The sequence below is a fragment of the Desertimonas flava genome (genome assembly GCF_003426815.1).
Taxonomy (GTDB): domain Bacteria; phylum Actinomycetota; class Acidimicrobiia; order Acidimicrobiales; family Ilumatobacteraceae; genus Desertimonas; species Desertimonas flava.
The window spans coordinates 107,851-121,447 of record NZ_QKYK01000006.1; the positions used below are offsets into that span (position 1 = coordinate 107,851).

The following is a 13,597-nucleotide window of genomic DNA, read 5'->3' on the forward strand; positions in this document are numbered from 1 at the left end:
TTGTCCCGCCATGCATGTGACCGTGCTGGGGGCCGGATCATGGGGGACGACCATGGCGTCGTTGCTCGCGGCGCGCCATCCGACGCTGCTCTGGGCGCGCAACCCCGACACCGCCGACGAGATCAACGAGGACCACACCAACGCTGGCTACCTGCCCGGGCACACACTCAACCGCAAGCTGACGGCGACGTCCGACCTCGAGAAGGCGGTCAAGCACGCCGAGTTGCTCATCGTCGGCGTGCCGACGTCGGCCGTGCGGTCGACGATGGAGCTGATCGCGCCGTGGGTCCACCCGTGGATCCCCATCGTCAGCCTCTCGAAGGGGCTCGAGCAGAAGACCCTGATGCGCATGACCCAGGTGATCGCCGACGTCCTGCCGGGCCGGCCCGTCGCGGCACTGACCGGTCCGAACATCGCGAGGGAGATCCTGGCCGGCCAGGCGGCCGCGGCGGTGATCGCCACCAAGGACCTCGCCGTCGCCCGGGCGATCCAGAGCGTGCTGACCCGGGGCGTCTTCCGGGTGTACACCAATCACGACGTCATCGGCTGCGAGCTCGGCGGCGCCCTGAAGAACGTCGTCGCCATCGCGTCGGGCATCGCCCAGGGGCTCGGCGTCGGCGACAACACCCGCGCGATGGTGATGACCCGCGGGCTGGCCGAGCTCACACGCCTCGGCGTCGCCATGGGAGGTGAGCTGGCCACGTTCGCTGGGCTCGCCGGCATGGGCGACCTCATCACCACGTGCATCAGCCCGCACAGCCGCAACCGCCACGTGGGCGAACAGCTCGGCCAGGGCCGCAAACTCCCCGACGTCCTCGGCGAGATGAACATGGTCGCCGAGGGCGTCAAGACGGCGACCACCGCCCGGGAACTGGCGAAGCGCTTCGACGTGCCGATGCCGGTGTGCGACCAGATCTACAAGGTCGTCAGCGGCAAGACGAGCGCGGCGCGGGCGTACGCCGGCCTGCTCGTGCGCCCCGGCCACGAGAGCGACCCCGGCTGACCCGACGTCGCGACGCCGGCCACCTTCGCCGCCGTCGGAGCAGGACTACCATCCCGCCGTGGCGTTCGAGACGGTGACCGGCTACTGCTGGCCGCAGTCGGTGGCGGCCCCCGACCGCGTGGCCGTGCACCTCAGCTCGGCCGGGGGCCGGCCCGTCGCCGTCGAGGTGGCGCGGGTGGGGGCCCGCCGCGAGCTCGTGTGGTCGGCCGACGCGGTCCCCGCCGAGTACCACGTGACACCGCCCGACGCCGATCGCAACGGCTGCGATTGGCCCGCCGCGCTCACCATCGACATCCCCGAGGGTTGGCGCTCCGGGTACTACGAGGTCGTCCTGTCGATCGACGCCGACGGGCGACTGCGGCGGAGCCACGCCTTCTTCGTGGTCCGCCCGGCCGCGACGAGCACGGCGCCGATCCTGCTCGCCCTCTCGACGAACACGTGGCACGCATACAACGACTTCGGCGGCCGCAACCTCTACACCGGCGGCACCACGGTCTCGCTGCGGCGACCGATGTCGCCGGGATTCCTGTTCAAGCCCGACGGTGCCGGCCGGCGCGTCACGGTGATCTCGCCGCCCGACCGTTCGATGGCCGCCCACGTCGGCTACCTCCAGCTCAACCACCTGTCGCCGTGGGCCGGTTCGGCGGGGTGGCCGGATTGGGAGGAACCGTTCCTCGCCTGGGCGGAACGGGAGGGCTACGCGATCGACGTCGTCACCAACGCCGACCTCGCCGACCATCCCGAGCTGCTGGACGACGGCCGGTACCGGCTCTACCTGTCGGTCGGCCACGACGAGTACTGGTCGGCGGGGATGCGTGACACGGTGGAACGGTTCATCGCCAACGGCGGCAACGCCGCGTTCCTGTCCGGCAACACGTCGTTCTGGCAGGTCCGCCTCGAACCATCGAACACCGACGAGCCGGCCGACCGGATGGTCGGCTACAAGGGCCGGTTCCGGGACGACCCCGTGTTCGGCACCGACCGGCAGGCGCTGCTCACGGCGATGTGGTCCGACGTCCTCGTCGGGCGACCGGAGAACTCGATGACCGGCGTGAGCTTCACGCGCGGCGGCTATCACCGGATCGGCAAGCGCGTCACCCTCGGCGCCGGCGGCTACACGATGTACCGGCCGGAGCACTGGCTGTTCGACGGCACCGGGCTCGACTACGGCGACGTCCTGGGGAGCGATGCGACCGTCGTCGGGTACGAATGCGACGGTTGCGACTTCACGTTCCGCGACGGCCTCCCGTACCCCACCGGACGAGACGGGACACCGGCGGGGTTCGAGATCCTGGCCCTCGCGCCGGCGGCCCACTTCACCCGCGACACCGCCACCAGGCCGCCGGCCCCGAACGAGCCGAGCGAGCTCGAGTTCATCGCGTCGCGCGTCGACGGCGGTGGCCGCGATCCGGCATCGGTCGCGCGCCTGGCCCATGGCCACGCGGTGTTCGGCACGTACACCTCACCCTCCGGGGGAACGGTCGTGACCACCGGATCGACCGACTGGGCGCACGGCCTCGCCGCCCGTCACCCGATGGTCGAGCAGGTCACCCGCAATCTCCTCGACCGTCTCTCGTCGCGTCCTGACTGAGTCTGCCCGCCGCCGCGTGGCGGGCCGCGCGGTCAGCGAACGCGGTTGACGAGCTCGCCGACGCCGTCGATCACGGTGTGCACGATGTCTCCCGGACGCAGGAAGTTGCCGGTCGGCAGGCCGACGCCCGACGGCGTCCCGGTGAACACCAGATCGCCGGGCCGCAGCGTCAGCTGCGACGAGAGGTACGCCACGAGCGCCGGGACGTCGAAGATCAGGTTGGCGGTGGTGTCGTTCTGTCGCACCTCACCGTTCACCTCGCATCGGATCGCCAGTGCGTCCCGATCGGGGAGCAGGTCGGTCGACACGACGAAGGGACCCGTCGGTCCGTAGGTGTCGTGCGACTTGCCGAGTGTGAACTGCGGCCGCTGGCCGGCGTTCTGCAGCTCGCGATCGGACACGTCCTGGCCGACCATGACGCCGGCGACGACGTCCCACGCCGAGGCGCTGGGTACGTCACGTGCCTCGGCGCCGATGACGAGCACCAGCTCGGCCTCGTAGTCGGTGGTGGCCGACGCCAGCACGATGTCGTCGGTCGGCCCGGCCAGGCAGCTGGCCACCTTGGCGAACACGAGCGGTGCCGGGGGCAGCGCGTGACCGGTCTCGGCCGCGTGGTCGCGGTAGTTCACGCCGATGCCGAGCACGCTGCGAGGAGTCGGGACCGGCGGTCCGAGCACCACATCGGCGAGCCGGTGGTCGGCGGTCGCCGGATCGAGACCTCCGGCCACCTCGTGCAGCGCGTCGGTCGCCGCCAGCGCGGCGACGGCTTCGGGCCCGAGCCGGCCGCCGCTCGCCCGCTCGAGGTCGAAGACCCCGTCACCCTCCACCAGAACCGCCCGACCGTCGACGTTGCCCAACCGGAATCCCATGGCACGAGTCTCCCAGGGCGCGGCCCGCGATCTCATGTCCACCGGACCGCGTCACGGTGGGGAACCCGGCACGGTCATCGGCGCCAGGAGTCGATGCGGCGGTGCTCGACGCGGAAGCCGTGGTCGATCGCCCACAGCACGGCCTGCGTCCGATTGACGGCGTCGATCTTCCGATACAGGTTGCGGATGTGCGACTTCACGGAGTTGATGCTGAGATGCATGAGCCGGGCAATCTCCACGTTGCTGCGCCCCTGTGAGATGAGCGCCAGCACCTCGGACTCGCGCTCGGTGAGCCCTTCGGTGCGCCCGGGCCAGTCGAGCCCCACCACGGGTCCCCGCGCCCGCGGCCGCAGGACGACGGTCTCGCCGGCGTCGACCCGCTCGAGCGCGTCCACCAGCTCGGCCGCCGTGCTCGCCTTGGAGATGTAGCCGGCGGCGCCGCGACGCAGGGCCTCGTCGATCAGGCTCTGATCGACCGCCCACGAATAGACGACCACGTACCTGGCGTGAGGGTTCCGGAGGAGCACCTCGAGGTCGGGCCCGTCGGCCTCGCCCTGGGCGAACGTGTCGTAGAGGGCGACGTCGACGTCGGAGGTGACGCTCGCGTCGACATCGATCTCGACGACCTCGATGCGGTCGCGGTAGTGCTCGAACATCTGGGCGACACCAGCGAGGACGAGCTCGTAGTCGTCGACGAGGGCCACCCTCACGGCGCCGTTGGTGCCCGTTCCCATCGCCCCTTTATAACCACCCGTGGGGGTGATGTATATCCCCCGATGGGGTGGTTCACTCGACAGAGTGTCCGACGACGTGGCGCACGAGCCATTCCCGTCCTGCTCCCCACCTCTCGTACGCCTGGAGATCGAAGGCGACGGTCCGGGCGGCGTGGTGCTGCGCGGCGAGGTGGACGCGTCGACATCGTGGGGGTTGGCCCGGGCGCTGGACGATCCCGACATCGTCCGGCTCGATTGCTCCGGTGTGACGTTCTTCGGCGGTGCCGGCATCCGGGTCCTGCTCGAGGCGGCGCGAGATCGCCGATTGGTCCTGCGCTGCCCGTCCGCGGCCATGATGCGGGTGCTGACCGCTGCCGGCCAGGCCGGCGAGTTCGCGATCGAGCACTGACCCGTCGGCTCATCAGTCGGAGTGCGGTGCTCCCACTCCGAGCTCGCGCTCGAGTCGTTCGAGCCGGGAGGCCACGGCGCCGATGACCGAGGCGAGCTGTTCGACACGCTCGGCCAGGGCGGCGACGTCGATCGCGGGCGGTGGCGGCGAGGCGGGCGACGCGATCGGCGCCGGCGCGGCAGCGCCGTCGCTGTCCGGTCGGCCGGCACGAGCGAACGTCCTCGGAAGGTCGGCGGTCGAGTCGTCGAGCTCGACGCTGTCCAGCGCCGAGACCGCCGACTCGTCGAGCGGCCCCGACAAGAGGGCCACCCAACGGTCCTCGCGCTCGCCCGGCCGGCGCCCGATCCTGGCGGCGAACGGCTCGGGGCTGCGGGCGGCCAGGGTGTCGAGCATCGCTTCGACGCTCGACGTCTCGTCGGCGGGCACCAGGCGCTCGATCCGCGACCGGACGTCGTTGGCGGTCTGCGGGCCACGCAGCGCCAGCGCCGACAGGGTCAAGAGCTCACCCGGTGACAGCCGCCAACGTTCGCCGGCCGTGTGCCGGTAGCGGGTGGTGCGACCGCCGTGTGACGGGTGGACGAAGCGCACGAGGCCCACGGACTTCAGCTCCACGAGCGCGTTCTCCACGGTGCGGTCGTCGTACGACACGACGGGACGGCGGTTGGTCGCCTGATTGCACGCCAGCCGCAGCGCCGTCAGCGTGAGCGGATAGCTGTCGGGGACCGCCGCTTCCTTCTCGATCAACGAGGCCAGCACGCGGATCTGGGGACCGGACAGCTCCATGGCGTCAGTCTGGCGCGGCGGGACCGGTGCATCGGGTCTCCGGCAGCCGACTCGAACCGCGATTGCCCAGCGGGACGTCCGACCATTAGGTTCTCTTAACGTGACGACGCAGGAGACCAAGACGACCGTGACGACCGTGACGACCGTGACGACCGCGACGACCGCGACGACCGACGCTCCATCGATCGCCGACGAATTGGCCGCGGCCGAAGCGTCGATCATCGACCACTTCAACGCCTTCTATCCCGATGCCGTCGCGGTCGTCTGCCGGGCCCACACCGGCCGGGACGACCTCACCGCCACCGCGCTGGCAGGGCTGAGCCTCGAGTCGCTGGCGCTGCGGGCCACGGCGGCCGACGGATCTGTCCACGAGGCGATGGTGCCGTTCTCGCGTCCGGTGGCCACCCTCAACGACCTCCATCCGCTGGCGATCGAGGTGACGACGGCCGCCCGCACGTCGCTCGGCATCACCGAGCTGACGAGCGCCGAGATCGAGGACCAGAAGCTGCACGCCATCCGCACGCACATCACGTCCGTCGTGAGGGTCGAGCAGCTCACCCCGAGCTTCCGGCAGATCACGTTCGGCGGCGGCGATCTGACCTCCTTCCAGCCCGGCGGGCTCGACCAGTTCATCTACGTGCTCGCCCCACCGCCGGGCCGCACCGAGCTGACGATCGACGCCTCGTTCTCGTGGGACGACTACGGCCAGATGCCCGACGACGAGCGTCCGATCGGGGCGTACTACACGCTGCGCCGCTGGCGACCCGACGTCGCCGAGATCGACATGCTGTTCGTGCTGCACGGGGTGGCGGACCGCCACGGCGAGCCGGGTCCGACGGCTCGTTGGGCCGCCAAGGCCGAGCCCGGCGATCCCGTCGCGCTGTGGGGTCCGCGCACCGCCTACGAGCCGCCGGCCGACACGGATTGGCTGCTGCTCGCCGGCGACGAGACCGGGCTGCCGGCCATCAGCGTGATCCTCGAGCACCTTCCCGCGGGCACCCCGGCCCACGTGTTCGTCGAGTTGGGCGACGACGCCGATCGTCTCGCTCTGCCCGAGTCGCCCGACATCCACGTCACGTGGTTGATCCGCGGCGACGCGCCGGCCGGAACGACGACCCTCCTGATCGACGCGGTTCGGGCGCTCGACCTTCCCGACGGCAAGGTCTACGCCTGGGGCGGCGCCGAGTCGCGCACGATGACGCAGATCCGCAAGTACCTCCGCCGCGAGCGCGGCTTCGAGCGCACGCAGGTCTGCATGGTCGGCTACTGGCGTCACGCCTCCACGTCCGACGCCGACGCCTTCGACACCGAGGACGCCTGACCGCGCCCACACCTTCAGCGGCGCGATGAGCGATCGGTCCGCTCGGTGGCCTCATCGCTCATCGCGCCGTGGCAGCCCCGGGTCGCCCGATGCGGTCCTCACGTACGGCAACCCCGACGACCCGGCCGACCCGGCCGACGCCGTCGGGCTGGCGGACTTCTCGGCCGGTGAGTTCCAGCCCCTCGCCTTCACCGCCGAGGCCGTGGCCGCAACGACCGTCAGCTCGGCGACCGTCACCGGCTGACGCCCGTCGTTCTGGTGGAGCAACAACGCTCAGCCACGGCCTTTCGGCTCCACCAGAACCATCGCCGTCGTTCTGGTGGAGCAACAAGGCGCAACCACGGCCTTCTGGCTCCACCAGAACGCACACGGCAGAGCGACAGGTCAGCGGTGCTTGACGGCGACGACGCGCTGGGTGGCGTAGATGCTGCGGTGACTCGAGAACACATAGGCGACGACGCAGCCGATGGCGATCAACGGGATCGCCTCCGCCCCGAACATCTCGGCGCCCATCACGGTGCACGCCAGCGGGGTGTTCGATGCCGCCGCGAAGACCGCCACGAAGCCGACCGCGGCGAGGAGGTGGGGCGGGGCGTCGAGCACGCCCGACAGGCTGGCGCCGAGCGTCGCGCCGATGACGAACAGCGGCGTGACCTCGCCGCCGGGGAAACCGGAGCCGAGCGTGACCGCCGTGAACAGCAGCTTCAGGGCGAACACGTACCCAGCGACCCCGACGCCGGCGAGGGCGTCGTCGGCGAGCGGCAACGACAGGCCGAGGTAGTCGCGCCCGCACAGCGCGGCGAGGGCGACCAGGACGACGCCGCCGAGCGCCGGGCGCAGCGGTGCCCACGTCACGTAGCGCCGGACGACGGCGGCGACGCCGTGGATCGACTCGATGAACGCCACGCTCGCCAGTCCGAAGGCGAGTCCGGCCGCGGCGACCTTGAGCGCGACCACGGCGCCGAGTCCGGTGGCGATCTGCGGTAATGCGGCGTGCTCGTAGCCGAGTCCCGACACGACGAGATCGCCGACGACCGACGCCGTGAGCGCCGGCACCAGCGCTTCGTAGCGGACGCGCCCGACCGCCTGCACCTCCATGGCGAACACGGCGCCGGCGAGCGGCACACCGAACACCGACCCGAAGCCACCGCCGAGGGCGGCGATCAGCAGCAGGCGACGGTCCTCGTCGCGCAGCCGCAGCGTCCGCGACAACAGGTCGGTGAGGCTCCCCGACATCTGCAGCGCCGTCCCCTCGCGTCCGGCCGAGCCACCGAACAGATGCGTCAACCACGTGCCGCCGAGCACGAGCGGGGCCATGCGGCGGGGCACCCACTGCGTGGGCTCGTGGATCTCGTCGAGCAGCAGGGCGTTGCCGCGCACCGCCCGTCCCCCGAACAGGTGGTACAGCAGCCCGATCACCAGGCCGCCCATCGGCAGCAGCCAGACGAGCCACCCGTGGTCGAGCCGGAACTCGGTGACCCGATCGAGCCCTTCGAGGAACACCCACGACGCCAACCCGGCGAGCGCGCCCGACGCTGCTCCGAGCACGATCCAGCGTGCCAGGAACGCCGTGACCGAGGCCTGCTGCCGGAGCGCCGCGGCAACATCGGGGCGGCTCGGCATGGGGCCAGCATGGAGCACAACACCGTCGCCGAGCCAGGCATTCCGACTACCCGGTGGTCGAACATCACGGCGACGACCAGCATCTTCTCGGCGACAATGGAGCCATGAGCGACACGCAACACCTCGGTCCCGCAGGCATCGACATCGGCATCCCCAGCGAGACGCGCAAGGAGATCGCGGACGGTCTGAGCCGGGTCCTCGCCGACACCTACACGCTGTACCTGAAGACGCACAACTACCACTGGAACGTCACCGGCCCGCTGTTCAACACGCTGCACCTGATGTTCGAGACGCAGTACAACGAGCTGTGGCTGGCGGTCGACCTGATCGCCGAGCGCATCCGTTCCCTCGGTGAGTTCGCGCCCGGCTCCTACAGCCAGTTCGGCGGGCTCACCTCCATCACCGAGGCCGACGGTGTCCCCTCCGCCGAGGAGATGATCGCCGACCTCGTCAAGGGCCACGAGACCGTGGCCCGCACGGCCCGGGAGATCTTCCCGACGGTCGACGCCGCCAACGACGAGCCGACGGCCGACCTCCTGACGCAGCGACTCCAGGCGCACGAGAAGACGGCCTGGATGCTCCGCTCGATGCTCGCCTGACTGTGACGCGTCGCCGTCGGTCCGGTGACGTTGAAGGGCCTCGGAGCCCTCCGGTCAAGCGTGGGGGCCGATGCCCTGCGACGTCATGACGACCGGTCGCAGCCGGCCGTCGGGCTCGTAGGAGAGGCGATCGATGCAGACCGACCGGTGGTGGCTGTCGCCGCCGGGCAGCGCGCCGTTGTGGTACAGGAAGTACCACAGCCGCCCTCGAACTCGATGACGCACGGCCGGTTGGTCTCGCAGTTGCCGGCGACCTCGTTGAGGAGTCCGACGAACGTCCACGGCCCACCGGGGTGCCGGCTCATGGCGTAGGCGACGCGCTCGGGATTCCCGTAGCCGTAGCTGAGGTAGTACCAGTCGAGCCGCCGATGGAGGTGCGCTCCCTCCTCGAACTCCGGGAGGTCGACGGCCACGATCGACCCGTCGAGTGACGTCATGTCCTCGCCGAGCACGGCGGAGTAGCACCGCCCGTTGCCCCACACGAGGTGGACGGTTCCGTCGACGACGATCGCCGTCGGATCGAGGTTCGCCTTGGGGTTGTCCGTCGGGGGCAGGTCGGCCCGCGTGACGAGCGGCCGGCCGAGGAGATCGCCGAACGGACCGACCGGCGTCGGCGCCGCGGCGATGCCGATGGCCGAGTCCCCGTGGCGATCCGCCACCGAGACGAACCAGTAGAACGTGCCGGCGAGCTCGAGCATCTTCGATGCGTACGCCTTGCCGCTGGCCCAGGCGAAGTCGTTGGCGCTCAAGGGCACGGGGTGCTCGGTCCATGTGCGGAGATCTGGACTGGAGAAGCACAGCCACTCGTTCATGACGTAGTCGTGCGTCCCAGGCGGAGCCTCGTCGTGTCCCGTGTAGAGGTAGACGTAACCGCCGTGGACGATCGCCGTGGGGTCTGCCGTGAACTTGTGGCGGATGATCGGATTCCCGTCCGGGAGACGATCCGGCCGTCCGTCGACCGCGTCGCTCATGGCCCGTGCCGTACCCACGCGATGGTTGGCGAAGTCGGGGACCCATCCGCCACGGCGGGTGACTCGATGACGCTCACCGCCCAGGCAAACCTGCCGCTGAGTCAGCATTAACACGGAGGAAACAGTGCGCGACGCCCTCACTGACCCCCACTTCGTGCCGTTGACCACGAGGTTCCTGGTCGTCGGCCCGCGCTGTGCCGAGAGCCCAAACCTTCGTAACGCGCCGGAAACACGCCATTCATCACGGTGTGATCGACCATCTCTATGGTCCCGCAGTGCAAGGCGGCCACGGAGTCAGCGACGCCTCTCTCGGCCAGAAACACCAGTGACGTCCCACGTCGTGGGCGTCACAACTCGGGTCCCTGACGCGTTCGCACCCATCCGGTCGGCGGGTCCGGACCCTCTCACCGACACAAGGAGACTCCTATCGTGGATACCGGCGATGCTGCGTGGGTGCTGGTTTCAGCAGCACTCGTGCTCTTCATGACTCCGGGACTAGCCCTCTTCTACGGAGGAATGGACCGCAGCCGCAACGTGCTCAACATGCTGATGATGAACTTCTGGTGCCTGTTGATCATCCCGATCCTCTGGGTGGTCGCCGGCTTCTCGCTGGCCTCGGTGGACAGCAGCCAGATCATCGGCAACTTCGACCTGGCCTTCCTCGACGGGATGAGCATCACCGGTGAGGACGGCGGCGCCGGCCTGCTCACCATGGTCTTCCTCGGCATGTTCGCCGTCATCACGCCTGCCCTGATCTCGGGCGCCGTCGCCGACCGCATGAAGTTCGCCGCCTGGGCGATCTTCGCCCCGGTGTGGATGCTGCTGGTCTTCGTCCCGGTGTTCAAGTGGGTCTACGGCGGCTGGCTCGGCGACCGCGGTTCGCTCGACTTCGCCGGCGGCACCGCCATCCACGTCAACGCCGGCATCGCCGCCCTCGCCGCCGTCCTCGTCCTCGGCCCCCGCAAGGGCTGGCCGCGTGAGGGTCACCGCCCGCACTCGATGCCGCTCGTCATGCTCGGCACCGGCATCCTGTGGTTCGGCTGGTTCGGTTTCAACGCCGGCTCGGCACTCGCGGCCAACGGCCAAGCCGTCCAGGCCTTCCTCAACACGTTCCTCGCCGCGGCTGCCGCCGGTCTCGCCTGGGCGATCGTCGAGCGCATCCGTGACGGACACTTCACCAACCTCGGCGCCGCCTCGGGCATCGTGGCCGGCCTCGTGGCCATCACCCCGGGCGCCGGCTTCGTCGCCGGCATGTCGCCCATCTACATCGGCGCCATCGCCGGCGTGGTGTGCTGCTTCGCCGTCGGCCTGAAGACCAAGCTCGGCTACGACGACGCCCTCGACGTGGTCGGCGTGCACTTCGTCGGCGGCCTCGTCGGCTCGCTGCTCATCGGGTTCTTCGCCGACCCCGACTTCTTCGGCGGCGAGTTCATGGAGGGCCTGTTCTTCGGTGGCGGCCTCGAGCTCCTCGGCGAGCAGGCCCTCGCCAACCTGGCGGCGATCGTCTACTCGTTCATCGTGACCACGATCATCATGCTCGCCCTCAAGGCGACGATCGGCGTGCGGGTCCCGGAAGCTGCCGAGGAATCGGGGCTCGACCTCGCCGAGCACGCCGAGACCGCCTACCACAGCGGTGCCGCTGCGTCAGGATTGCTCGGCGGCGGAGCCGCCTCAGGAGTACATGGTGCCTCCGCTGCTGACCGTCCTGCCTTCGTCACCGGCCACTGAGCCCCAACCAGACTCGAACGGGAGATCCAACGCCATGAAACTGATCACGGCCGTCATCCAACCGGCCAAGCTCGACGACGTCCGTCGCGAGCTCAAGGCCGCCGGGGTGCAGGGCATGACCGTCACCGAGGTGCAGGGGTTCGGCCGCCAGGCCGGCGTCACCGAGGTCTACCGCGGTGCCGAGTACACGCCATCGTTCATCCCCAAGATCAAGGTGGAGTTGCTCGCCGACGCCGCCGACACCGACCGGCTGACCGAACTGATCATCACCACCGCCCGCAGCGGCGCCATCGGCGACGGCAAGGTGTGGTCGGTCGACCTCGACGCCGTCTACCGCATCCGCACCGGCGAGTCGGGAGCCGATGCTCTGATCTGATGCCGCCCCGTGGAAGGGGGTTTGCCGAACCGGTGAACACACGAAGGGCACCCGTCCGACAGCTCGTCGGGCTGGCGCCCTTCGTCGCGTCCGGCGCGAGTTGGCGCTGTCAGATCGTCGGGCGGAGGTGGGCCCAGGGGCTCGCCTGCTCGAGCTGCGACGCAACCCGGATGAGCACGTCCTCGCGTCCGTAGGCGGCAACGAGCTGGATGCCCACCGGCAGGCCGTCGGGGGTGCGGTGGAGCGGCAGGCTGATCGCCGGCAGTCCGCTGACGTTGAAGGCGGTCGTGAACGGGACGAAGCGGCCGACCCGGCGACCGTACGCCTGCGGATCGGCGGGGTCGAACCCCAACTCGCCGAGCTTCGGGGGCGGGTCGCCGAGCGTGGGACTCACGAGCAGATCGAAGCCGTCCGCCCACCATTGCTGCACGCCACGACGGAACACCGCACTGGCGGAGAGGGCGAGGGCGTAGTCGGGCGCCGGGAGGGCACGGCCATTCGTGGCGAGCACCCAGTTGAACGGCTCGACATCGGCCTCGGTGACCGGACGGCCGATCAGCTCCCCGATCCGCACGATGCTGGCACTCATGTTCGTCGCCCACAGGGCGTTGAACCGCCGCGCCGACTCGGGGTCGGCGAGCGGCGCCGGGAACGACTCCTCCACGTGATGACCGAGTGACTCGAGCAGCGCCGCAGCCGCTCGGGCGCCGTTGGTGCACTCGGCGTCGATGTCCACCCCGAGGGGATGATGGTCGAGCAGGCCGATGCGGAGGCGCCCGGGATCGGCACCCAACTCGTCGACGTACGGGCGATCCGGTGGTGGGGCGATCACCGTGTCGCCCACGCCCGGACCGCGGACGGCGTCGAGCATCGCTGCGGTGTCCCGGACGGTGCGGCTGACGCAAAGCTCGACGCTGAGCCCACTCTCGTCGCGGGTCGGGCCGAGCGTGATGCGGCCCTGCGACGGCTTGAGGCCGACGAGCCCGCAGCACGACGCGGGGATGCGGATCGACCCGCCGCCGTCGCTGGCGTGGGCGATCGGCACCATGCCCGCGGCGACGGCCGCCGCCGCGCCGCCGCTCGAACCGCCCGGCGTTCGGGTGACGTCCCAGGGGTTATGCGTCGGACCCCAGGCGGCCGGCTCGGTGGTGGGCACGCTGCCCAGCTCCGGGCTGTTCGTACGCCCGGCCGTCACCAGCCCGGCGTCTCGGAATCGTCCGACGAGTGTGGTGTCGGCATCGGCGACCGGCATCGTCGCCTTCATCGCCGCGTTGCCGTTGCTCATCGGCTGGCCGGCGTACGTGGCCCACAGGTCCTTGAGCAGGAACGGCACACCGGCGAACACGCCGTCGACGCCGCGACCCGACCGCGCGTCGATCGCCGCCGCGGTCTCGCGAGCCTCGTCGAACCACCTGAGCACTACGGCGTTGATCGCCGGATCGGTCGCTTCGATCCGTTCGATCGCCGCCTCGAGCAGCTCGACGGCCGTCACGTCCTTGCGCCGCACGAGCTCGGCCTGTTCGGTGGCGTCGAGCCAACGGGTGTCGTCTGCGAGGTTCCCCATGACGCGAACCGTACGCCGCGGCGAGGACGTCCGTGGGAGCCGGACGG

The 13,597-nt window shown here is 70.3% G+C and carries 14 protein-coding genes; 8 read left to right on the forward strand and 6 right to left on the reverse strand.

What is annotated here, in order from left to right; all coding sequences use genetic code 11:
* The first annotated feature begins 10 nt into the window (after positions 1-10).
* Together DN771_RS09575 and DN771_RS09580 are read left to right on the forward strand one after the other, a co-directional pair.
* Positions 11-1,003, forward strand: coding sequence for an NAD(P)H-dependent glycerol-3-phosphate dehydrogenase (locus DN771_RS09575; RefSeq protein ID WP_116997137.1), 993 nt, complete (start codon positions 11-13; stop codon positions 1,001-1,003).
* A gap of 58 nt (positions 1,004-1,061) precedes the next feature.
* Entirely contained in the window at positions 1,062-2,594 is a 1,533-nt protein-coding gene (locus DN771_RS09580; protein ID WP_116997138.1) for a N,N-dimethylformamidase beta subunit family domain-containing protein, read from the forward strand.
* A 32-nt stretch (positions 2,595-2,626) separates the two neighbouring features.
* Here the strand turns inward: DN771_RS09580 and DN771_RS09585 are convergent, their stop codons facing one another.
* A complete protein-coding gene (locus DN771_RS09585) occupies positions 2,627-3,463 on the reverse strand; it encodes a fumarylacetoacetate hydrolase family protein (RefSeq protein WP_116997139.1) in 837 nt (278 codons plus the stop codon).
* Between the two features lie 74 nt (positions 3,464-3,537).
* Entirely contained in the window at positions 3,538-4,197 is a 660-nt protein-coding gene (locus DN771_RS09590) for a response regulator transcription factor (RefSeq protein ID WP_116997140.1), read from the reverse strand.
* 64 nt (positions 4,198-4,261) lie between these two features.
* Between DN771_RS09590 and DN771_RS09595 the strand changes: the two genes are divergently transcribed.
* The gene (locus DN771_RS09595; RefSeq protein WP_205528505.1) at positions 4,262-4,585 is read left to right on the forward strand and encodes an STAS domain-containing protein; all 324 of its coding nucleotides are present in this window, start codon (positions 4,262-4,264) and stop codon (positions 4,583-4,585) included.
* 12 nt (positions 4,586-4,597) lie between these two features.
* Here DN771_RS09595 and DN771_RS09600 read toward each other — a convergent pair whose 3' ends face one another.
* The gene (locus DN771_RS09600) at positions 4,598-5,368 is read right to left on the reverse strand and encodes a DUF480 domain-containing protein (protein WP_162941749.1); all 771 of its coding nucleotides are present in this window, start codon (positions 5,366-5,368) and stop codon (positions 4,598-4,600) included.
* 100 nt (positions 5,369-5,468) lie between these two features.
* Here DN771_RS09600 and DN771_RS09605 point away from each other — a divergent pair, with 100 nt between their 5' ends.
* Together DN771_RS09605 and DN771_RS09610 are read left to right on the forward strand one after the other, a co-directional pair.
* Positions 5,469-6,689: a siderophore-interacting protein gene (locus DN771_RS09605; protein ID WP_116997142.1), complete on the forward strand. Its 1,221-nt coding sequence runs from the start codon at positions 5,469-5,471 to the stop codon at positions 6,687-6,689.
* A 25-nt stretch (positions 6,690-6,714) separates the two neighbouring features.
* The gene (locus DN771_RS09610) at positions 6,715-6,933 is read left to right on the forward strand and encodes a hypothetical protein (RefSeq protein ID WP_116997143.1); all 219 of its coding nucleotides are present in this window, start codon (positions 6,715-6,717) and stop codon (positions 6,931-6,933) included.
* 140 nt (positions 6,934-7,073) lie between these two features.
* Here DN771_RS09610 and DN771_RS09615 read toward each other — a convergent pair whose 3' ends face one another.
* On the reverse strand, positions 7,074-8,312 hold the full coding sequence (locus DN771_RS09615) for a chloride channel protein (protein ID WP_116997144.1): 1,239 nt from the start codon (positions 8,310-8,312) through the stop codon (positions 7,074-7,076).
* A gap of 104 nt (positions 8,313-8,416) precedes the next feature.
* Here DN771_RS09615 and DN771_RS09620 point away from each other — a divergent pair, with 104 nt between their 5' ends.
* Positions 8,417-8,911 carry a Dps family protein gene (locus DN771_RS09620; protein WP_116997269.1) on the forward strand — a complete coding sequence of 165 codons (495 nt, stop codon included), beginning with the start codon at positions 8,417-8,419 and terminating at the stop codon, positions 8,909-8,911.
* 83 nt (positions 8,912-8,994) lie between these two features.
* On the opposite strand, the gene DN771_RS09625 is transcribed toward DN771_RS09620, so the two are convergent.
* Positions 8,995-9,882 (reverse strand): family 43 glycosylhydrolase, encoded by an 888-nt coding sequence (locus DN771_RS09625; protein ID WP_205528506.1) that lies wholly within the window; start codon positions 9,880-9,882, stop codon positions 8,995-8,997.
* A 483-nt stretch (positions 9,883-10,365) separates the two neighbouring features.
* Between DN771_RS09625 and DN771_RS09630 the strand changes: the two genes are divergently transcribed.
* A complete protein-coding gene (locus tag DN771_RS09630; RefSeq protein WP_240394200.1) occupies positions 10,366-11,610 on the forward strand; it encodes an ammonium transporter in 1,245 nt (414 codons plus the stop codon).
* Between the two features lie 34 nt (positions 11,611-11,644).
* Positions 11,645-11,986, forward strand: coding sequence for a P-II family nitrogen regulator (locus DN771_RS09635; protein WP_116997146.1), 342 nt, complete (start codon positions 11,645-11,647; stop codon positions 11,984-11,986).
* A 109-nt stretch (positions 11,987-12,095) separates the two neighbouring features.
* Here the strand turns inward: DN771_RS09635 and DN771_RS09640 are convergent, their stop codons facing one another.
* On the reverse strand, positions 12,096-13,550 hold the full coding sequence (locus DN771_RS09640) for an amidase (protein ID WP_116997147.1): 1,455 nt from the start codon (positions 13,548-13,550) through the stop codon (positions 12,096-12,098).
* Positions 13,551-13,597: the final 47 nt, after the last annotated feature.

Bases quoted from the DNA above. Each gene is read 5' to 3' on its own strand.
- DN771_RS09575 (WP_116997137.1), top strand. From the start codon at position 11: ATGCATGTGACCGTGCTGGGGGCCGGATCATGGGGGACGACCATGGCG.
- DN771_RS09585 (WP_116997139.1), bottom strand. From the start codon at position 3,463: ATGGGATTCCGGTTGGGCAACGTCGACGGTCGGGCGGTTCTGGTGGAG.
- DN771_RS09590 (WP_116997140.1), bottom strand. From the start codon at position 4,197: ATGGGAACGGGCACCAACGGCGCCGTGAGGGTGGCCCTCGTCGACGAC.
- DN771_RS09600 (WP_162941749.1), bottom strand. From the start codon at position 5,368: ATGGAGCTGTCCGGTCCCCAGATCCGCGTGCTGGCCTCGTTGATCGAG.
- DN771_RS09610 (WP_116997143.1), top strand. From the start codon at position 6,715: ATGAGCGATCGGTCCGCTCGGTGGCCTCATCGCTCATCGCGCCGTGGC.
- DN771_RS09615 (WP_116997144.1), bottom strand. From the start codon at position 8,312: ATGCCGAGCCGCCCCGATGTTGCCGCGGCGCTCCGGCAGCAGGCCTCG.
- DN771_RS09620 (WP_116997269.1), top strand. From the start codon at position 8,417: ATGAGCGACACGCAACACCTCGGTCCCGCAGGCATCGACATCGGCATC.
- DN771_RS09625 (WP_205528506.1), bottom strand. From the start codon at position 9,882: ATGAGCGACGCGGTCGACGGACGGCCGGATCGTCTCCCGGACGGGAAT.
- DN771_RS09630 (WP_240394200.1), top strand. From the start codon at position 10,366: ATGACTCCGGGACTAGCCCTCTTCTACGGAGGAATGGACCGCAGCCGC.
- DN771_RS09635 (WP_116997146.1), top strand. From the start codon at position 11,645: ATGAAACTGATCACGGCCGTCATCCAACCGGCCAAGCTCGACGACGTC.
- DN771_RS09640 (WP_116997147.1), bottom strand. From the start codon at position 13,550: ATGGGGAACCTCGCAGACGACACCCGTTGGCTCGACGCCACCGAACAG.